We start from the raw sequence: 20,956 nt of genomic DNA, 5'->3' as shown, positions 1-20,956 counted from the left end.
GGTTGAGCATCAACCTGTTGACATGAAGGACTTCACAAACCGAGACTCGACTTTAAAAGTCGATATTCGACTTTTCCTACAACATCAACGCCCGGCAGGGAGCACAGAACAGCATGAACGTCATCACCGGACTGAACGAAGCTCAGATCGACAGCCTCGTGCGAAACAGAGCGTCCTTCGAGATCAACGGCCTCAGGGGCAACTTCACGGCCGGCATCAAACTGGTCGAAACCAAGATTGAAAGCCTTGGGATGAAGTGCCGTGTCATCAGCGACTTGAAGGGTGCGGCCATGCGCGGCGGAATTTTTGGAGCTGCGGCCACCGTGATGTCAGCGCCAGCAACGCTCACCCTGGCGGCACTCGGCGTTGCTGCAGGTGTCGGCCATGCTCTCGTCACCTACAACCCCGATTACGAAATCATCAAGGACTACGTGAACAAGCGGCTCAGGGTCATCTACAAGAAATAACCCCCTCATTCCCACCACTACCAGCAGCGACGAGCTCCGTTGCGCTGCTGGATTCGTGTGCTCCGCCACCGGTCGTTAAACGGCCGGATCATCTTTCTCTCTCGCAAGAAACCACAAACTGGAGTTACCTCATGAAACGGATTCTCAGCATCCTGCTGCTCGCGTTCTGCGCCAATGCCAATGCCGTCATTGACCATTACGCCTGGAACAACATCGCCTTCCCGGACGAGACGTCCACCAACGGACTCCCCGAAGCGATCCCCTGCATCAACAAGAAAGCCTTCAATGGTCAGCCGCTGATCAAGTGCACCTGGCTGGAGACCTCCCGCGAAGTGCTCATCTGGGATGCTCAGCGCCAGCAGGATGTACGCTATGTCAACCAGGTAAGCGGTACGTGCCTGCGCGGCAAGTGCCGGACCAACGCCACCATCGTGGGTGACTGGAACCAGGATGTGTTCTTCACCCTATCGATCTGGTATCGCATCGGAGTCAGCACCGACGGCAAGCCAGTGGCCTACCGTGTCGATACGTCGCGTCAGGTGTCGTACGCCGAGGCGGGATCTCTCCTGTACCAGTTCTACCTGGACATTGGGGTCCCGGATAATCAACTTGTACCGACGTTCGACGGGCGTTACGAAGGCGGTTATGCAGCGTGGCAAGCCCAGAAGGGTGGTGCCCCAGCATCAACCCTGCAGTCACCCACCTCGGCCCAATCCGAATGGCCGGACGTGAAAAGTGCCTGGTGCAATCCGCGCATGGATGACGACTGCTATATCAACAATCAGAAGGTTCCGGTGGCTGAACTGGGCAAATGGCTTCCTTCAGTCAGTGAGTCCAACGTCGACCAGTTGGGCGGGTACTGCGAAACTATCCTCTGCTTCGATAGCAAGGATCAGCCATTGGGTTACCTCCTGCAATAACGGCTCTGAAACTCCGTAGGCCGCCAAAGGTAATCATCTCGCTGAGCAGAGAATTGGGGGAGGCACATGCCTCCCCTTTTTGATTTCATTTTTTTTTGCCACAACCGCAGTGGTCGCTATTTTCAGCGAGCAGATCGATGAGTGGCGGGACTGGCGTAATGAAGGGCAGCTGCCTTAGCTGGCAGTCGTAAACGGGCAACAGCCACCTCCAAAAGCTAATCGCTGCAATTCAAGAAAGCATCAAAACCCCATCTGAAGACCAGATAGAAAAATGTCAAACACTCTGGATCTCGGCATATCGCGCCGAGCTTGGAGAAGAAGCAATGGTCAACGCGGAACTGCTCAATGAGTGGAATGACTTGTGCATGGAAGGCAAGGTCCCTTAGCAAGCCCGTGCCTGCAATGCATTTAGTACTACCCGCCCGTCCCCGGAAGCAGTGCTCAACTTAGGTGGTGTAAGAATTCCCGCTCACACCACCTTTTTTCTTTGTTCTGCTAGTTGTAATTGAGTTTGCTCATGATGCGTCCATCACGAACTCTTAACCGCGACCCTAGTGGCCCCACCATGTTCAGTTACCCGTGGCCGACATCTGAGCTTTACGGCCCCCTTTGAAAACGACTCGTCAGTGGCCTTGCTTGACCAGATGTAAGCCTCGCCGGCCTTGAGCAGAGCCATACGTTCGGGCGTCAGATTGGCCAATGCGGCGTTGGCTTTCTGAATATGCTTCAGCCAGGCGGGCGAATTGAACTTGTGCATGATTATCTGGCTGGATAGCTCTATCAGGCTAACCGGAACAGATGGTGGGTCCTGACTCGCCACCATGATGCTCACCCCCTTGTGGCGCATCTCCCGAACCACCTCGATTAGTCCCGCAACCAGGTCTGGGCTTTCGATGTACTTGTGGGCCTCATCGAATACCACCAGTTTGTTGAAGCTGCGCCCATCAATTCGCGCATCTGCAAACAGCTGCAAGAGCACGACGAAGAGCCCCAGAGCCTCGTCTTTCTCGATGAACTCGTCTCGAAGGTCCACGATGATCAACCGCCCAGGCTTGACCACTTCGGTAAGCGAAGCTGAATCGTTGATGTACTCGGCAGCCAACTCAAGACGCATCCTGGCCAGTTCCTTCAGGTGCTCCGGGATAGGCGACGCTTCGACACCGGCTCGCAGCCCATCCAAAGTGATGTCATCGCGCATGGACTTCATGATGCGCATGATCTGCCGGATGTAGGTGGCTTGACTGCCCACCGCCCCCATAAGGAACTTCCAGTGCGAGGCTTGCAATTCCGATGCAGAGAATTGCAGCGGCAACACCTCGATATCAGGATACTCCACGCTCCGTTCTTCGATCTTATCTGCAGGCACGAGCAGCAAGACATCAGCCAAGGCCTTCGGCTCTGCACCGTACACCTCTTTGAGCGCTCGGACCTGATCCTCAACACTGTTGGCACCCACCATGGACGTGAACTCAGGCTTGTAGTCCATGGTCGGGCTGTAGTGGAAGATCACCGTGGACAGCGGCTCCGGTAGGCAGTTGATGCCAGGGATTGGCAAGGAGGCCATCTCCGCGACACTGCCCAAGGTGTAGCTCTTCCCGCCCCCTTGCACACCGAACAGGCTGATGGTGTGAGTCTGGTTCAGGTCTAGTGCAACCTTGCGCCCAGATACCTCTCCGAGCAAACCGTATTGAGGCGTTGATCCGATCGCGCCAAGCATGATGTCGTAGGCGACCCGGCCATTCAGGGGCTGAGCAACTTCAGACGAAGCAACTGAGGTTTCGGTGACTCTAACCGTCGCCACCCTCTCTTTGTCTGGCGCAAGCGGGGGCTTGGGGTCAGCGACGAAAGGTTGCTTCAGCTCTGGAACGGTGATCGGCAGCTGAGGCGGTTCAATCACCTCAGAGACCAACATCACGGCCGGCTCTGGTTCGCGCACCTGCACTGCGGGCATGAGGTTTGATGGGCTGTACGAAATTCGTGGCCTCTCGTCCCAAGCCAGAGTTCGATCACGAGGCGGACTCAAGAAAGCAGCGGTTTCAAAGGTCGGGACAGCTGGTGCCAAAGTCCTACGACGTAGCAGTTCCTGAGTCATCTCGCGCGACGTATCGGTGGATCGAACACTCTGCAAGCTCGCGATGGTCTCAGTGTCCGTTACCGCTGCTTCGACGAGCTGGCGAATCAGGTCACTGCCGATGCGGTAGAACTCGATGCCGTTCTCATGCTCAGCCGGTTCCGTGCCCGGCTTGCTGAAGTCGAACACCACGGCGCTTCGCGTGAACTGCAGTGTGTAGGGCCGCTCATCCAAGCGGCGCAAGAAGAAGTGCGCCTCTTCTGCAGCCTCAGGTAAGACAACACCGTAGCGCTCCGATCGGTCCAAATAGAAACCAAGCAGAGCTGCAAGGTCACGGTTCTTTATAGGGCGATCCGGGCGATCCACTTCAGCCAGCTTAGGGTCAAAGTGGTAGGCGAGAACGTGCTCCGTCTGCGCGATCTGCTCAGCAATGGATGCCTTCAATTGTGCATATGCTGCTACATCCCCAACTTGGCTGTAGCACTTCACCTCGACCAGCCTACAGGTCACGACACGGCTCATCGGATCAAGGTCGAACAGTGCGAGATCAGTTCGCCGGAAATTGACCTCGTCGCCCATTTCCTCGGAGCTCTGACGAAGAGCCTTGTACAGCTCCAAGTGAGCATCCAGGGGCACAACGACCTGGTTCTGAAACACACCTTGATGTTCAAGAAACAACCGTGAAAGCGCGAGCCCCATCGCCTCTGCTCTTTGCGAAGACGACGACAACAGCTTCAGGGCCAGCCGGCCGGATAGCGAGCGAAGCTGATCTAGCATCACCAAGGCATGACTGCCTGAATTTGGGAGGCCGTATTCGCCCAAGATCGGCACCAACAATGACTCCAACTCTGCCACTGAGCGAGAGGTGATTGCCAGCCGATGGCCCATCGCATTTGCCATGTCAGGCGAGTGATCAATCAGATAGTCAGGGCGAGTTGAGTGGCGTCGATGGTCAAAAAACTCGATGCCCAGGTTCCGATCAATGGTGAGCACCCAATCGCTAACCTCATGCACCTGATGGAGCATCGCGCGCTCGTCGGCAGACAAGCTCAACGCCACCACCGGCCGCGCATGTGGCAAATACTGGCTGCGCGAAACGGTCGCCACGGCAACCGAAACTGCACGTGAGATGCCTCCCATCAGATCGGACAAGGCCTCAGCCCCCTCAATCGGCTGCGCCACCCCATGCAGAGGGCGACGAAGCCAAGTGATTGATTGCTCGTCTTCCAGGTAATCCACCTCGAAGGGCTGGACAAGGCCATGGACGAAGGAAGAGTCATCCGAGTCCCGAACGTCTACAGCGCGAATTTCCTCAGCCGGAAACAAGTCAAATAAGAACGACAAATGCGCGGCATGCAAATCAGGCTCGTCGCGGAACTCCTTGATGGCGCGGATCGCCAATCGCAACTTGGGGTGCAGGTGGCTATCAGTCGGCGTAGAGAATGCGTCCGCCTCCTTCGCGCTGGTTCCCGAGTCAGGGACCAGCAGCTCCAACAGCGCCTCCCCGGTTGAAGGAGCCGCCGGATCGGGAACGAACAGCTTGATGTCGTACCGAAGATCAGCAAACTCGGAATGACGCTGCAGTGCAAGCAGCACTTCAGCCAAGGCCGCTGCCCGTCCCGCATTGAACGCGTTGATCGTCAGCGTTTCAACATACGGGTGCTGGATCAAATAACGCTGCACCCGAGCCGCCAAGTAGGCGCTATCGATGGTCGCACCGCCAATTGCTGGCTCGGGCAGACCCAGTGCGGCGCACACCTCCCCAACCAAACCACGCGGGTCTTCTTCGTCGGTCGCCGCGTACAGCGACCAGAATGGGTTGATGTTATCCACAGCCAGCGCCGTGCGGCCAAGTTCCTCACCGAAAGGCAATACAGGTGGAAACGCTGCAGGCGCAAGCTGCTTGATCACCGCGTCCCGGGTCGGCACGACAAACTCACGGCCACTCGCCTGGCTGCGCTCCATCCAGGTCTGCCCCAGCTGGCTCCAGGCGACGTGCCAGTTGGCGCGAAGAGGATGAGTTGGGCCCAAAAGAACGGCGTCACGTCGTCTACCCTGATAGTCCTCCAGGACCAAAGCAACCGAATCGATAGTTAGTGCGCAACGCAACTCTTCAAAAGCCTGACGTGCGATGGTGGCATCTGTTGAGCCGCAGCGAATAAACACAGCATCAATCCAAGCCAGGTAGGCTGCCGCATAGTTCTGAGCGGGCTCCTGCAGGCTCAGAAGGTCACTGGCCTGCATGATCAAGCGCTGATCGCCTTGCAAAACTGCGTCAAAGAGGGTTGCCCGAGACTCCCGAAACCTCGCTGCTTCATCCGAGGTCGGCCATTTGAAGGAGATCGTTGATCGCGTGGCAACGCCGGAAGCGTTGATCGACAACCTCAATCGATTGAGGCCATCCGGGTCGCCAAGAAAGGCGCGTTCCAGGCCAGCCAAGACGGCAGACACCAAGACATTCGCTTTCCCTTCTTTTCCCAGCCGGACCTCCAGGGTCTCACCACTGGCTGCAGCTTTGCTGCTTCGCTCCACCCAAGCACATCCCGTAATCGAGACAGAACTGGGGTCTCGATCCTGAGCCACGGCAGCAAAGCGCGCACGCAGCAGCGCATGCATCAAGCTTGGCTCGCGCGGCACCGCTCGCTGTGGGGGCTCAACCTCTACCTCGTCGTCGGTGACCACATAAAAGAGATCGCTCTCATTGGCATGGGCAAGGTTCTCGGAGGCATTGCTGTTGAAGCGAATAGGATTGCCCTCGCCGTCAGCAAGCGGAATACGGTCGCCGTCTTCGGTCTCCCCGTATACGCGAACAAAGTGCCAGCCCTCCTCCCAGTCGATCTTGCCAATCGACGAAAATGCGATCACCCCAGAATCCGTGCCCTTGGTCCACGCGGCCTTGCGGCGGCGCAAGCCTGTGGGGCCGTTGTCGCGCGACACCACTTCAGCCACGAATCGAGACAAGCCCTCCACCCTGGACGGAACAGGATCGACCCTGAAGGACACACTGAACTTTTTCAGCCCCGTCTTAGAGATAGGCAACACCCGGTGGCCGATCAGCTCTGCCAGACGGGGGTCTTCATTGTCGTCCTTAACCACCGGCAAATCTGGCAGCTCAACGTCGCCGATAAAGATGGCATCCGGATTGACGCCCCCGTCCTCAAACAGCCACTTGTTAAACGCGAGGGGCCAATTGACCCGATCGCGGACGATCAGTTGAGTCCACTCCTTCGGATTGGCAACACCAACCCTCGAAAAGAACTCACCAAGCTGCTTGCAGAAAACTGGATCGAGCAGGCCCAGCTCAAGGGCACGCACGCGCTCCGTTTTAGTTGACCATGTGACTTGCTCGACGCATTCGCGGTTGCGAGCCACCCGCGCAGGGGCACGTTCTGCCTGCTGGAACAACTCGAAATCTGGCACGAGGGCCAGCTCGAACAGCGCTGCGCCCATCGCATCCAGGTCGAAGCCGTTGACTTGGCATGTGAGCAGGTAGCGCACCACAGCGGCATCGTCGGCATATCGCCAGCGCGAGTCGCTCCGGCGCAGTTCACCCAAACAGGCTTCGACAGCAACCCGAAGGTTGGCCGGGATCTGTGCGATCAGCTGCTCATTCAGCTGAGCGTAGGCACCCTCAATCGACACTTCTTCAAACGTCGCGACACCGAACGAATCCTCGGCAGATGCGCGTAGATCGTTCGGCACAAAGACCAGCAGCGGAGGCCTTAGCTCGTCGTTGGGCAACGGATTACGCAGCTCAACAAGCTTGGTGCTCGTCACGGCCAATTCCGGTGCTTGGGCACGCAGGGCGTCGTCTGCGAGTAGAACCACATTGGCAGAAGGAACGGCCGCACGCAGCCCCCCGGCCAATCGAATCATCAGCTCACGATCCAAGTCCGTAACACGCATGCAATGCCCAAGATCGCGGGCAGCCAAGACCTTGCAAAGCCTCGGTAGCAAGACGGACTCAAGCGCCGCGCTCAGCTCTTGACTGGTGAGTTCACGCAGGCCCCGACTCATGTGCGCGCCCCTTCTGTTCGTTCTGCAATCGTGTAGCGCGGTACAACCGTCTGTGTCACATAGGCATCGGACAAATCGCGGTAGAAGCCAATCTCGCGCAGGCGTCCAGTAAATGCCTGAACATTGCTTCGTAGGGCTTTACGCTCATCGATGGTGGGCGTTGCGAACCCCTCGCCGGGTGGCAACTGATCGATATAAAGACCGTAGCGTTCACGCAGAAAGGACAGCAGATCATCTATCCGCATCTCGCCGGTGAAGTAGCCCTGGTCACCCCCTGGGCGCAGCACTGCGATCTGCAAAAGCACCTCTAACAGGCGGCTCTCCAGCGCAAACCGGCGCGGAGCGTTCCGTGCACGTGTTTGGGCCAGAAGCGCTCCCGACTTATTCTTCAGCATCGTCGCGTCAAGCGACTCGATAATGTATTTCCTGTGGAAGGCGCCGCGGAGGGTGACGAGAATCTCGATGTAGGTCTCAAAATCAGATAGCCCCATCTTGGTGATGGCCTCAACCTCGGCATCCAGGCCGGCATCCCCCTCTGACAGAGACTCCAAGAGCCCCGCCAAACGTTCGCCGAAAAACTTGTCCCGCTCTTCTGCGAAGGGTGCACCTTGAAGACCATACAGCTCGCCAACAGAGAACACTGAGTTCAAGGGGCGGATCAACTTACCGCGCCGGACCAGATGCTCAGAAAACTCGTCTAGCTTCTTCGCAACGAAGTACGCACGGATGAAACTCGGGATGCGCCGGTAAAAGCCATCGGCACTACGCTCAGCGAGCGTAGCGGTTGTTGAGTTGGCGCTGCCAGAGAGGTCAACAAACAACCCCAGCTTGTAAGGACAGTCACCCTGTGGTTCGCGCTGTTCACGGGGTTTCATCGGGCACGCTGACTCTGCGCACAGCGAATTCGCACCCTCCAGCTTTTGCCAGGCAGGCAAGAGCTTCAGCAGCCGCAAGTGGTAGAGGGCTAGGTGGAACGAGAGCAATACCTTCAGGTACTCCACCATCACCGAGCGTGGCATGAAGGGCTTATAGAACAGCAGGCGCTGAATGTCTTCGGCCATCAAGTCTGCCGACCCAATACACACCGGCGCGAAGCGGTCTCCACCGGCACGGGTATCCGCCGTGTCTTTGCGCTGCGACAGGAAGTGCAGCAGCGTGGCCGTTTCAATGTCTGTCAGCGCCTTGTCGTTCAGCTCTCGTGTGAGCTTGTCGAAGCCGTCAAAGAAGAAACCCTTCAGGTGCTCGATGGCCTTGTGCCCCGAAAGATGCCGGGCGTGGTGCAGCATCTGGTACAGGTGCTGGGCAGCGCCATAGTCACGTGAATACTTGGGATTGCGAAAGCGGTAGGTATAACCATGCAGGGGACGCGGGCCAGCCACCGCGGCATTCTTCTTGCCGCGATTGACGATGTCCATGAGGTGGGTTTCAACCCAGCGCTGCACCATGTCTCGGTGCTGAGCGAACCCCAAGAAACGCTCGCCGGCTTCGAGGATGTCGTCCACGAACTTGTCCACTGTCAGCTCGCGTTTGTCGCGAAACACGCTCGGATAGCCGCCATGTTCCAAGCGCTCAAACAAGCCCGTGAGCACGCGATCCATCTCGATGGTCTTGAAATCGAGGTAGCTGACTTTCGGGAGGCGGAACTCCCTGTCCTTCTTTTGCAACGCCATCAGTTCCCCCTGAAGCCTTGTGCTATGGCCTCTGCTTTGTGCCCACCGCTCCCCGCCCCTTGCAACAAGCGCATCTCCACCCGGCCGTCGTCATGACGAGCCAAACGGTAGAAGTCATGCCCTGTCGTGGTCAGCAAAATCTCCCGATAGGGCTGCGCATTGAGGCTGTTCTTGAAGACACCCAGACACAGGTAAAAGCCCTGCATCTCTTCGACGCTGGGCCGGTAGCCTTCATTCAGTCGGACCAACATCTCGAAAACATCGAGGTTGATGATCAACTCACTGGAGATGGCACCGAAACCCTGGCCCTGAAACTTCAGCAGTAGGCCCGTCGGCAGGTGCTCGACGAAGCGCGCGTTGGCGGCAAAGTCTTGCACCTGCAGACCAAAACCCTCCGCGGGGAAAAGCCGATAGCTGCGAACCGTACCGTGCTCAACCTGACGTAACTGCAATGCCAAGCTCGCCCCCAGGCGCTCTGGTCGTTGCAGCCCCTCGCCTCGGTTGATGGCATGCAGAATTTCGCTAGTCAGTGCATCAATCGAAGTTTCGCCACGAACGATTTCAACCATGCGCTTGGCCGAGCGGTACGGCAGCATTTTTTCCCAGCTCGCGTCGCGGCGTTCGAAAAAGTGCTTGCGCCGGGCCATCGCCACATACTCACGGTGCTTGCGTGCGCGCTGCCGAACGGACACGTCGCCCGCCCCACGAGGCAGATCAGCGAACAGACGCTTCAGCACTTCGAAATCGAATTGCCCCCGCCGCTCAAAACGGAACAGTGCCCGGTCATCCGGCTGCACAAAGTCCAGCCCTCTGTCAAAGCGTGGGTCTTCCTGTTTGCCCACATCGAGTTCGCCCAGCAAGGTGAGCAATCGATCCGAAGTAGGCCGCCCACCGCCCATCCAGCTGTTGAAGTAATAGCTGCGCGCCACTTCGTCATGCTTTCCGGCCATATACAGCGCATGAATCTCGCCGCAATCACGGTTGCCGATCAGCATGAAGGACAGCGCCGAACGCAGGTCACGCATCGTGATATGCAAACGACCACGCAAGTGCGCCATGGTGTAAAGGGTCTTGAGCCGTTCCAGCAAACGCGGGCCAGCAATCTCATCCTGGAAACTGCGTGCGTTATGCAAGGCATAGCAGCTGTTCTTCAGGTCGCAGCTTTCGCAGGCTGACCAGTTTTTGGGCTGCACGATGCTCTGCAGCGTGCGCTCCAGAATCGAGCCCCCTTCGGCTTCAGCCACCACGCTGCGCAGGTTCAAGTTCACCACTGCGACGCCAGACTCAGTTTCGCCCGTCGAGAACGCCCGCCGAACCAGCGCCGTCAACGCAGAAAAGTCGTGCTCATGCATCGCCAGGAAGTCCACCAAGCGGCCTTCATTGATTGCAATAAGGCGAGTTTCCTTCGGCGTCCAGGTTCTTGCATCGCTCCCCTTGAAGGGTGACAAGAAATCCAACAACACTTGGTTGTTGTCCTTGTTGCCTTCGTCCTGGCTCCCGTCGTAGTTGATAAGATAACGCTTGCCGCCCAATGCCAGCTCGCTGCCATTGGGCAACCCACGATTGGCTGATCCGCCACGGATTTCAACTTCCTTCTCCAGGCGCTGCAAGAAGGCCGTTTTGCCATCGCCCGCGTTGCCAGAGATCAACACCAAGCGGAACTCGCCTGACAGGACCGCTGGCAACAGCGCCCGATCCAAGCCGGTATCCACATAGGCTGAAAAGCCCAGTGCATCCATGCCGCGCGTACCGGCATTGCTGCGGTGGCTTTGGCTGTAGAGCGTCAGCAAGTGCGAAACGAAGGCATTGGTATTAGGCGCGGGGTCAGCCGACACAGAATGGCCGCTGCTGGCGGCTGCCATCGTAGCCAAGCTCACGGTTTGGATGCGCCGCGCGTGGCGCACCTCGGCCAGGGCATCACGGAAATCTGTGGCTGAAGCAAAACGCTCCGCACGACGCGGGGCGATGGCTTTCAGCACTACGCTCACAAGCTCTGGCGCAAAGTCAGAGAACCCCGACAACTCACGCGGGTCTGGCGCAGGCTTGTTGATGGGTGGCTCTGTCGTATCCCAGGGATACCGCGAGGTCAGCGCCTCATACAGCGTCAGCCCCATGGCATAAAGGTCGCGATCTGCGCGCTCCCCGTTATACGGGATGACCTCTGGGTCGAAGTCAGGTGGCAGATAACGACGCGAACCGCCTCCTCGCGACTCCTTATCATCAGCCCGCACCGACACATTGAAGTCGATGATCTTCGCGCCCTTCTGCGTCCACAGCAGATTCCGCGGTTTGATGTCGCAATGATGGAAGCCATGCGCATGCAAATGCACCAAGCCTTCTATCACCTGTTTGCCCAGCTCCAAGACGTCTTCGGACGACAGCAGGCGCTCCTGAATCATGTCACCAACGTCGGAGCCTTCAACGTACTCGAACACCAAGAAGGGAATGTCACGACCTGGGATAACATCCGCGTCCAGCACGCGTACTACGTGTGGATGCTCAGGGATGTGCACCAGATGACGGTACTCTTGCTTCAGGCGATCCAGAGTCGAGTGCCGGTCGCTGACGATTAGTTTTACCGTACGCGCCACATCGCCCAGCGTGTCGATCACCTTGTAGACCACGCCGAAACTGCCACGCCCCAGCTTCTTCTCGATGATGAACTTGCGGGTCAACCTGTAGCCCGCAGGCAGGTTCAGGTAGTCGGCTTGATCAGCAGACACCTCATTGGGCTCAAAAGCAGACACCTCAACGGGGACCGCCGCTTGTAGTGCCACAGGCTGCAGCAAGGCATTCAATGCCGCCAGCGCATTTGGGGCTGGTGGCCGCTTATGCTCGTCAAACGCGCACAGGCTTTGCAGCCATACATCGAAAGCGTCATTCAACTCCGGCCGCAGCACAGATGGCTTGTTCAGGAACTCACCTACACGATCCCACACCGTGGTCGGCTCACCCGCAAACGGGCGCTCTCCAGTGAACAGTTCATAAATGATGACGCCAGCCGAGAAGATGTCCGACGCGCTAGACGCTGCACCTGGCTCGCGGAATGCCTCTGGTGCGACATAAGCCTTCTCGACCAAATCGACAATATCCGCAGCAATGCTCAGGCTGCGGTTCTCGCCGGGCTTCGCGAAGTCGAAGTCCGTGATGCGGGTGGTGCCGTCTTGGCCGATCAGGATCGCGCCAGGTGTAAGGTTGCGATGCACCACGCCATGTTGATGGGCATGAGCCAGAGCCGCCAGCAAGTCTTTGGCAACACGCCATTTCTGGTCTAGGGTCAGCGCCAACTGAGGCCGCGCCATGTGCACGGTCAGCCCCTGGCCGGGCGCGTCATCCAGGATCAGGATGAAGGATTTGTCGTCGTCGGCGGGGAAGAAGTCCCGCGCGGCGACGATGTTGGGATGCAGCGGCAGCTTGGACAGTGCCCGGTAGGCATTGGCAATGCGGTTGACCTGGGCCTTGCGCACCGCCTCAGGCTGGTAGGGGTCCGCTTGATACACCCGCAGACGGGCCGTGCCACCCGCAAAGGCGTTCTCTGCACGGAACTCGCTGTAGGCCTGCGCCGCACCGAGCTTTTCCTTCACCTCCCAGTGGCCGAAGCGTTGCACGGCAGAGGCCGGTTTCACCACCTTCAAAGCATGCAGGATTAGCCCTTGCTGCTGCAGGATGTTCTTCGAAAAGCGCGCGGGAATGCGTGTGGCGTCTTTGAAGTAGCGCTCGGCGTCCTTCAACTTCACCACACGGTCTGAATCCAGCTGCTCACGGTCAATCAGATGCGCATCCGGCGCAGTGAGCAGGATGGCCGCATCCACATAGATGTCGTTCAGCTCATTCCGCCCTGGATGGGCCTGAGTTACCAGACCCTTGACCGTACGTGCATGCCCGCGCAGCTTGCCCAGCGGCGTCGGGTATGGTGCACGCCCCTCGGGATACCACTTGTTGCCATACACGTCGATGGTGCCACGCGTGCCCTTCACATCGATCAAGTACAGTGCGTGCGGCGTCAGCAGAGCGATGTCGATCTCGAAGCGCTCGCCCTGGCGCTCGATTTCGAAGTTGTGCAACAGGATATAGCTGTCTGGCAAGCGATCCCGCAGGTAAGCGATAGCGCTACGCTCTGCATCGTTGACCGGCTGACCAACGGGGATCACTTTAGCCATGTCATTCCCCTCCCAAAATTCTTGCTTCCAGGATGTCTCGTGCTTCACGCTCCCAAATGCAAGCTTGATCCCTCAATTCACGGGCTCGAATCGCTGGTGCACCAATCTCTTCGCGGTCGGCGCGCGAGGGCCACGGAATACGAATTCGCTTGACTCGTTGTTCATCTGTGTGCGGAATGCTGGAACCGGCGGCTTCACGAGATAACAATCGAACTCCATGCTCGCTGGCCAGCAGCGTGAATAGATAGCCTCCGTCGATGTCGTCCTCGGGAACGATCCGAATCATGTTGTTGCTGCAAGAAAACCCATCGAGATAGCTGCCCACCATCACCGAACGCCCGATCAGACCACCAAGCTGACCCGCTTCCTGCACAACGATCATTCCCTTCTTGAGTAGCAAGCGATATTCCGCGGCGACGCGTTTCATTAGGTGCTTGTCAGACGTAGGAGCCAACTCGAACACATCCCCACCAGTGATGTAAGGGCTGCCGAACTGAGGATCAGATGCATAAAGCCGCTTAAAGATGCCCGGAATGAAAACCTCCGCGACTTCTCCCAGCGGACGGTTCACGGTTACATCATCAAGAGCGCCACGAGACTCTGCGTTTCTGGCGCTGTAGTAGTACGCATCCCCTCGATCCTTAAAAGCCTCGCTGGAAACTGTGGCAACATCTGGCTTTGGCAAAGAGGCGATCGGTGTTGGCTTCTTGAGCCCGAGCCTCTTGTGCAAGCGACTGGCGGCTTCACGCAGCAACTCCACTGCCTCAGCGCGCGCAAGGGCAGCAGCGTCCACCTTTGTGGCGATAGCATGCTCCGTCGGAGTGTCAAATCTCGGGACCGGCAAGTCCGCAATATGAACCGGCTCGATGTGCTGAATGATGGCACCGTAGGTGCCCGAGACGACCAGGGGCACGCCGTAGCGGCTGGATAGGAAGGCGTACAGGTAGCCTGGTGGAATACGCTCCAAGTCAGGGACTACTCGCAAGACGTCTTCTGAGCAAGCGAGGCCAGCCATGTCCGGTCGCACATAGGCCATGCGACCGATAGTCCCTGAACGAGTAATCAGGGACCAGCCCTCCTCAATGAGGAGCTTGGGGTTTCGCGCCACTTGCTTGTTCGAGATAAGAGGTAAGTTGGCAAAGTCAGCGAGGTTAATCGCCGAGCTACCCATGTAGCGCACGCCGAACCTTTCATCATCTACCCAGTTCCGGCTCTCGCGACCAGAGTCGAACATCCCCAGTGTCACATCTCGCAACTTGTCCTTATGGCACGCAAGTCGCTTCAGGGCATCCCTCGCTTCCAACGCGCCCGACATGTAAGGGTTGCAATCGAGTCTCCGACCGCCCTCTTCAAGCCAAGCAGCCCGAACGATCTTTAGTCTGACGGCGGTCATGCTGGAATCTCCACCGGGAACCACGCCAAAAACGCCGCATGCATCTCGGCAAATGCTGCGTCCGTACATCCCTTGATCGAGATGTACTCTGCCAGCTCTTGATAGATTGCCGAAGAACGCGGCCGGCGGGTCTGCCTCAACACCCACTCCACCGCCTCCTTTGGCCGAGGTGGTTTGGCCACACCGGCAGGCCACCAACCGCTATCGGCCAGGTACTGGCGCAGGGGGTTTTCACCCTTGTAACGAAGCGCGTCCGCTACTTGCGGCTTGTCTTGCCATAGCCAGTTCTCCAACTCCGGCTCAATGGCGATCACCTTAACCGCATCTTCAGCCCAGCCACTTGTCACCAAACGTGCCGTGATGTGTTCAACAATGGCAGCCTTGTCCGGTGCGCCCTCCCACTCACAATCCAGTACCACCAACGCACGATGATGGCTGCTTTGGTAGGGACGTAGCAGCTCATGTCCCTTGGTATACACACCAGGATCGTTGCCACCCTCATCGACTAGCAGGTCAGCACCAACATCGGTGTTCATCTCAAAGGGCGCACAGCCAAGGCTCAGGTGCCAGCCGTCGCGCTTGAAGTAGCCACGGAAGGTGGCGGCCATGTTGCTATCGGCCACCAAGATGACGCAGGGGCGTTTGTTGATCATCCCAGCACCCCCGCTGCAAACAGACTGCCGAGATCGATGCCGCCACGCCATTCCTGCAGACGCGGGTGATCAGTGCCCGGAATAATCTCCACGCCACCGTCGCTGGCGAGCCTGGCGCACAACAATTGATCCAGCTTGGCGCGAGCCAGCACCACAGGTGAGTGAGATGACACCCACACTTGGCTGTCGTACATCGATGAAAGCGATTGCAGAACGGCCTCAATGGCGCGCGGATGAATGCCGTTCTCCGGCTCTTCGGTCACAAGGATGGCCGGGTGCTTACTGAGGTAAGGCAACAGCGTCAGCGTGAGGATGCGCAAAGTACCATCGGACAAACCAGGTGACGGCACCTTGAAATCTCCCTTGTAGCTGACCAAGAAGTAGGCGTGGTGGTCGTCTTCGCGCTCACGCACATCGATGTCGGTCACCTGCGGCAACGCGGTTTGCACATGGGCAATCCAGTCGGCATAGCGTTCGCTGCGGAAGTCAGCTGGGGCACTCTCCGGTGCGCCTTCGCGCTTTAATTCCAGTGCAAGCCAGGGAGTGTTGCGACCATTGGCCGTGATGACCTTGGGTTGGCCCGGTGGACTAGCTTGGCGCATGACCGACCAGTTGGGCTCCAGAAACACGGCATCAGTGGTCAACAGACCGTACAACCAACGGGCAGCGGGATAGCCCGCCTCGGACTCGAACAACACACGAGGCATAGCGAGCAGCGTTTCAGGCAGCCCCACTTTGGCAACGCTCGCCTGTGGTGTTTCGGGAGTGAACTCAGACTCGTAGCCAATCTCGCGCTTCAGCGTCAGGTGCCAGTGCTTCTTGCTGTCAGCAGCGACACCATGAAAGCCAGCCTGACGGCGGTCAGGCCCGTCCGACTCAGGGAACATGAACAGGTACTCGTAAGCCACCTGCAGAGCTTGATCGGCACCAAGCCGCAAGCCAACCTCGTAACGAATGTGGGTCGGCCAATGACGGCGATCCTCCTGCAATGCCTGTCGCGACCGTTCCGTGCGCTTTCTGGCGAACATGCCTTCAAGCACCTTGGATTGCACAACGTCCGGCAAACGCGCCTCAACAGCCAGCGAAAAATCGCTGCCGCGCCCGGCGAAAACCAGTTCGTTCAAATTACCCGCGCGAGGCGGCAGCTCAGGGCGGCGTTCCATGAAGGGAGCGGAAACGTTAGTGGCACGTAACAGGTCGCCGAAAAGTACCGGCAGATCGAGCAGCGTGGTCTTGCCGGAGCCGTTGGCCCCGACCAGCACCCGAAAGTCGCCGACATCAACTCCCAGGTGTTCAAAGCAGCGATAGCGCGTGGCTTCCAGTCGCGTGATCATTTGCCGGGCTCCGGGTATTTGACGCGAAACTCGGCATAGGCCTTGGCGATCTCGGGCAGGTCGTCGTCGAGAATGCGCTCTTTGCGATGAAGCGTGCGCACCTGTAGGCCACCACCAATGCGTACCTTCTCTTCATGGCTCACATCCACAAGGATTTCTTCGCCATCAGGGTGACGCTTGTAAAGCGTGTTGCCACGGCGATCGAAGCCCACCTTCTCTGCCACAGCCATGAACACGGGGTAGTCCTCCTTCTGGCCAAGGTCTTCCGCCTGAATGACTTCCGCAGGCTTACGCTTGAGGAACAGCAGGCTAGTGAGAATGTTGACGTTAGCTTCGACAATGAATGACTCCACTGGCAAGTCGACGCTGGCCAGCACCCAGCAATGCCGAAGAATCCAGTAGCGGATGAACTCGTCACCAGGGTTACCCAAGATGCCATCGGGCAGGACGATGCCAGCCCGGCCTCCCGGCTTGAGCCACTTCACACAACGCTCAATGAACAAAACCTCAGGCGAAACCGCTGGCTTGATGGCATTGGTCATCACAAAACCATCACCTTGCCGCTCCCAGCGGCGAGCCAGTTCGTATTGCTCCAGGATGGTCTTCTCGGTGACGGGGATGTCCGAGCCGAACGGCGGGTTGGTCATCAAGACATCAATCGTGCCGAGCGGGATGGCCTCTTTCGCAGCCTGAACGCCGGGCAGATGTCCCACCGGGAACTCCAGCGAGTTCATGTGATAGAGGTGGCCCAGCGAGTTGCCTGCCATCATCACGTTCATCTGAGCAGCCCGCACCAGGAAGGGGTCGAAGTCAGCACCGAACAGGTTCTTGGCAGCGTAGTTGGCCAGCCGATCACGGATGGACACGAACTCTTCAGTGTTCTCGTCGCCTGCCTTGATGCGCTTCTCTTCGTGGAAGACCGTGTTCAGGTAGTTCAGGGTCTCAACCAGGAACCCCCCCGTACCGCAGGACGAATCCAGCACACGCTCGTGCTCCTTGGGTGCGAGCATCTGCACCACAAGACTGATGGCTCCACGCGGCGTGAAGTATTGGCCGCGATCTCCGCGCAGGTTGGTGCCCACGATCTCTTGGTAGGCCGCACCTTTGGCATCGACATCGGTACGGCCGAAGTCGTAACGAGCCAGCTCCGAAACGATGAAAGCCAAAGCCCGGTCGGACAGTGTGATTTCTTCGTTGCCTTTGAAGAGACCGTCGTACTTCTTCTTCACTCGCTCAAAGAGTGGTTTGATCCGAAGGCGGATGGATTTCTGGCCTTCCGGGTCAAAAGGTTCGAATGGGCCTACGTAAAACCCACGGGCTTCATTGGGCTGCTGCTCGTCATACATCTTGCAGAAGATGAGGTACAGGAACTGCCAGAAGGCGGCGTCCTTGGGCATGCCTTCGTTGCCGTGGATGTAGTTGTGGCAACGGCGGAAAGCGGTGCGCAGCATCACTGGGTCCGCACGACGCATGCGGCCCATGGAGCGGCCTTCAACGCTGAAGGTGTCGTCACCCAATGGCCAGTCACCGATTGGTGTGAACTTGGTATCGAAGCGGGTGACTTCTTTCTTGAAAAAGAAGAACTCCAGGCCGTTCGTCCACAAACCGTAGTCGCAGCTATCGACCTCGGCCATCACGGCCTCCAGCACCTCGAATTCTTTGCGCGCCTCTTCTGGGTCGCGCATACGGTACGCACCTTTGGTGCCGATCTTGGGTTCTTTCTCAACCACCACGGCACGGTAGAGGTTGTCTATCGTGTGCGCCTGGCCAGGCTTGAAGATGGCGATGTCGATCTTGCGATTCTTGCCCAGTACCTTGACCTTGAAGTCGGGCTCCATGTCTTCGGCCGCGATACCGTACTCATGGATAATGGCGCGAGCAATGCGCTGGCGAACCTTTTCTTTGTCGCTGTCTTTCACCGGATTGCCGGTGATGTAGTCAAAGACCTTGCCCTCTTCGAGCGCGCGCTCTGGCGCTTGGGCTTCTTGATCAAGGTCGCTCATGTCGTTGCTGTCCTGTATGGGGCGCTGCTTAGGCATTGCGCGCCCCCTTGTCGTCAAAGTCATCACTGCTTGCAGCGGCACCGCCCTCTCGTACCCAGGCGTCCACGTCTTCCTTCTTGAATTTCCAGAAGCGCCCGACCTTGTGCCCCGGCATGCCTTTGGAAGTCACCCAGGTGTAGATGGTGTCTTTGGCCACACCGAGGTAATCGGCGATCTCATCGACGGAGAGCCAGCGGTCATCCATAGCGAAGTCCTGCTTGCATGCTGTATAAGAATCAGAGATGAGCTTACAGATATTCAGGCCTACTTGCATGGGTTAAGTCGGGTTAGCTTGGGTGAAGGCCTATTAGACCCATTCTTTACCCACACCAGGGCTCACACAAGGAAAGAGCCGACAGTCAGTTCTAAACCTCACGCACCGCCTGACTGGGGGGATGAATGGGGGGACAAAATTGATCCAAGACATAAAGACTATATAAATCAATTTCTTGAAGAATAAAAAAACCGGCCACAAGCCGGCTTTTTTATTGCCTTTCGCCAGGCAACCGGTACACATTCATTACCCTCAGGCAAAACGGCGCAACGCCGGTGTGCTGTAATCGATTAGCCAAACTGACCTGCCAGGCCCAATGAACATGATGCACCTGACCGTACGCAATCGAATCATTGTCAGCTTCCTGCTGATCATCGCCATTCTGGTCCTGCTGGCCGGCGCCTCGTATGCTCGCCTGGTGCAGATCGAGAACGAGGCCAATGGCATCCGCAATGAGTCGATCCCAGGCCTGTATTACCCGAGCAAGGCACAGGAGCTCTGGTCCCGTCACATGCTCGACACCCGCCGCCTGCTCCTGCGCGCCGTCGATGAAGACGTTGCCACCCTGTTCGACAACTACCGCGACCAGTTCGCCACGCTGGAGCAGGCGCTCGAAGAGGAATTCGGCCGCTACCAGAGCGCCACAGCCGACGAGCAGGAGCTTGCGCTGGCCGAACAATTTCGTCAGGTGCAGCGTCAGTATCTGAACCGCCACGGGCAATTGCTCGACAGTCTGCCGAGCGTCGAACTCAAGCAGGCCCGTCAGTTCAGTGCCGAACGCGTGTTTCCCGAGTGGGACAAAGGCGAGAGCCTGTTGAGCGAGCTGATCGAGATGAATCGCAGCCAGGCCGACGCCGCCGCGCGCGAAATTCGTAGCGCGGTACGTATCATGGAGGTGGGCTTGCTGGTCGCCCTCCTGCTGGCCATCCTCGTCTCCGCCGTATGCGGCTGGCTGCTGATGAACGCCATCACCACACCGGTGAACCGCATCGTCGGCACCCTCAAATCCCTGGAAAGCGGCGACCTGTCGGTGAAACTCGACCTGCACCGCCGTGACGAATTCAACGCCATCGAACTGGGCTTCAACAGCATGGTCGGCGAGCTGAAGAACCTGGTCGGCAACGCCCAGCGTTCGGCGGTGCAGATGACCACCTCGGTTACCGAGATTGCCGCCACCTCGCGCCAGCAGCAGGCCACAGCCACCGAAACCGCCGCCACGACCACAGAGATCGGCGCCACTTCACGGGAGATCGCCGCCACTTCGCGCGATCTGGTTCGCACCATGGGCGAGGTATCGGACAACGCCGAGCAGACCTCGATTCTCGCCGGCACCGGCCAGCTGGGTCTGGCCCGCATGGAAGAGATCATGCACCAGGTGATGGGCGCTGCCGACGTGGTCAACGGCAAGCTGTCGATCCTCAACGAGAAGGCCGGCAACATCACCCAGGTGGTGACCACCATCGTCAAGGTGGCCGATCAGACCAACCTGTTGTCGCTCAACGCCGCCATCGAGGCGGAGAAAGCCGGCGAGTACGGCAAGGGCTTCGCCGTGGTCGCCGTGGAAGTGCGGCGCCTGGCCGACCAGACTGCCGTAGCCACCTACGACATCGAACAGATGGTGCGCGAGATCCAGTCCGCTGTATCGGCCGGCGTGATGGGCATGGACAAGTTCTCCGAAGAGGTGCGCCGCGGCATCGGCGAGATGGCGCAGATGGGCGACCAGCTCAGCCAGATCATCCAGCAGGTGCAGGCCCTGGCGCCGCGCATCCAGATGGTCAACGAAGGCATGCAGGCGCAGTCCACCGGCGCCGAACAGATCAACCAGGCACTGGTGCAACTCGGTGAAGCCAGCAGCCAGACCGTCGACTCGCTGCGCCAGGCTGGCGCCGCCATCGATGAACTCAACCAGGTGGCCAACAACCTGCGCGTTGGCGTCAGCCGCTTCAAGGTCTGAA

The 20,956-nt window shown here is 58.3% G+C and carries 11 protein-coding genes; 3 read left to right on the top strand and 8 right to left on the bottom strand.

The window, feature by feature from the left end:
- Positions 1-113 precede the first annotated feature (113 nt).
- Together BLR77_RS14775 and BLR77_RS14770 are read left to right on the top strand one after the other, a co-directional pair.
- Positions 114-467, top strand: a complete 354-nt coding sequence (locus BLR77_RS14775) for a hypothetical protein (protein WP_074679058.1) — start codon at positions 114-116, stop codon at positions 465-467.
- A gap of 131 nt (positions 468-598) precedes the next feature.
- Positions 599-1,387, top strand: coding sequence for a hypothetical protein (locus tag BLR77_RS14770; RefSeq protein ID WP_074679056.1), 789 nt, complete (start codon positions 599-601; stop codon positions 1,385-1,387).
- 529 nt (positions 1,388-1,916) lie between these two features.
- Here the strand turns inward: BLR77_RS14770 and mads8 are convergent.
- Genes mads8 through mads1 form a run of 8 tightly spaced genes read right to left on the bottom strand, consistent with a single transcriptional unit; the run spans position 1,917 to position 18,932 of the window.
- Entirely contained in the window at positions 1,917-7,475 is a 5,559-nt protein-coding gene (gene mads8, locus BLR77_RS25685; protein WP_074679054.1) for a methylation-associated defense system ATP-binding protein MAD8, read from the bottom strand.
- Positions 7,472-9,145, bottom strand: coding sequence for a methylation-associated defense system protein MAD7 (gene mads7, locus BLR77_RS14760; protein WP_074679052.1), 1,674 nt, complete (start codon positions 9,143-9,145; stop codon positions 7,472-7,474). The genes mads8 and mads7 overlap by 4 nt, the downstream gene beginning before the upstream one ends.
- Positions 9,145-13,305 (bottom strand): methylation-associated defense system protein kinase MAD6, encoded by a 4,161-nt coding sequence (gene mads6, locus BLR77_RS14755; RefSeq protein WP_074679050.1) that lies wholly within the window; start codon positions 13,303-13,305, stop codon positions 9,145-9,147. The genes mads7 and mads6 overlap by 1 nt, the downstream gene beginning before the upstream one ends.
- Position 13,306: 1 nt before the next feature.
- Positions 13,307-14,698, bottom strand: a complete 1,392-nt coding sequence (mads5, locus tag BLR77_RS14750) for a methylation-associated defense system restriction endonuclease subunit S MAD5 (protein WP_074679048.1) — start codon at positions 14,696-14,698, stop codon at positions 13,307-13,309.
- Complete coding sequence (gene mads4, locus BLR77_RS14745) at positions 14,695-15,351, bottom strand: methylation-associated defense system protein MAD4 (RefSeq protein ID WP_074679046.1); 657 nt, start codon at positions 15,349-15,351, stop codon at positions 14,695-14,697. Before mads4 ends, mads5 begins: the two co-directional genes overlap by 4 nt.
- Positions 15,348-16,685 carry a methylation-associated defense system AAA family ATPase MAD3 gene (gene mads3, locus BLR77_RS14740; RefSeq protein ID WP_033997110.1) on the bottom strand — a complete coding sequence of 446 codons (1,338 nt, stop codon included), beginning with the start codon at positions 16,683-16,685 and terminating at the stop codon, positions 15,348-15,350. Before mads3 ends, mads4 begins: the two co-directional genes overlap by 4 nt.
- A complete protein-coding gene (gene mads2 / locus BLR77_RS14735) occupies positions 16,682-18,688 on the bottom strand; it encodes a methylation-associated defense system DNA methyltransferase MAD2 (protein ID WP_074679044.1) in 2,007 nt (668 codons plus the stop codon). Before mads2 ends, mads3 begins: the two co-directional genes overlap by 4 nt.
- 28 nt (positions 18,689-18,716) lie before the next feature.
- Positions 18,717-18,932, bottom strand: coding sequence for a methylation-associated defense system helix-turn-helix domain-containing protein MAD1 (mads1, locus tag BLR77_RS14730; protein WP_074679042.1), 216 nt, complete (start codon positions 18,930-18,932; stop codon positions 18,717-18,719).
- Between the two features lie 385 nt (positions 18,933-19,317).
- On the opposite strand from mads1, the gene BLR77_RS14725 reads away from it, so the two are divergent.
- The gene (locus BLR77_RS14725) at positions 19,318-20,955 is read left to right on the top strand and encodes a methyl-accepting chemotaxis protein (protein ID WP_139202989.1); all 1,638 of its coding nucleotides are present in this window, start codon (positions 19,318-19,320) and stop codon (positions 20,953-20,955) included.
- Position 20,956: the final 1 nt, after the last annotated feature.

The organism is Ectopseudomonas alcaliphila, assembly GCF_900101755.1.
In the GTDB taxonomy this organism is placed as follows: domain Bacteria; phylum Pseudomonadota; class Gammaproteobacteria; order Pseudomonadales; family Pseudomonadaceae; genus Aquipseudomonas; species Aquipseudomonas alcaliphila.
The sequence above is the reverse complement of the archived record's forward strand: the minus strand, read 5'-3'. Positions and strand labels throughout refer to the sequence as shown.

What these genes read in the sequence shown, in the direction of transcription:
- BLR77_RS14775 (WP_074679058.1), top strand. Translation starts at nt 114, where the DNA reads ATGAACGTCATCACCGGACTGAACGAAGCTCAGATCGACAGCCTCGTG.
- BLR77_RS14770 (WP_074679056.1), top strand. Translation starts at nt 599, where the DNA reads ATGAAACGGATTCTCAGCATCCTGCTGCTCGCGTTCTGCGCCAATGCC.
- mads8 (WP_074679054.1), bottom strand. Translation starts at nt 7,475, where the DNA reads ATGAGTCGGGGCCTGCGTGAACTCACCAGTCAAGAGCTGAGCGCGGCG.
- mads7 (WP_074679052.1), bottom strand. Translation starts at nt 9,145, where the DNA reads ATGGCGTTGCAAAAGAAGGACAGGGAGTTCCGCCTCCCGAAAGTCAGC.
- mads6 (WP_074679050.1), bottom strand. Translation starts at nt 13,305, where the DNA reads ATGGCTAAAGTGATCCCCGTTGGTCAGCCGGTCAACGATGCAGAGCGT.
- mads5 (WP_074679048.1), bottom strand. Translation starts at nt 14,698, where the DNA reads ATGACCGCCGTCAGACTAAAGATCGTTCGGGCTGCTTGGCTTGAAGAG.
- mads4 (WP_074679046.1), bottom strand. Translation starts at nt 15,351, where the DNA reads ATGATCAACAAACGCCCCTGCGTCATCTTGGTGGCCGATAGCAACATG.
- mads3 (WP_033997110.1), bottom strand. Translation starts at nt 16,685, where the DNA reads ATGATCACGCGACTGGAAGCCACGCGCTATCGCTGCTTTGAACACCTG.
- mads2 (WP_074679044.1), bottom strand. Translation starts at nt 18,688, where the DNA reads ATGAGCGACCTTGATCAAGAAGCCCAAGCGCCAGAGCGCGCGCTCGAA.
- mads1 (WP_074679042.1), bottom strand. Translation starts at nt 18,932, where the DNA reads ATGGATGACCGCTGGCTCTCCGTCGATGAGATCGCCGATTACCTCGGT.
- BLR77_RS14725 (WP_139202989.1), top strand. Translation starts at nt 19,318, where the DNA reads ATGAACATGATGCACCTGACCGTACGCAATCGAATCATTGTCAGCTTC.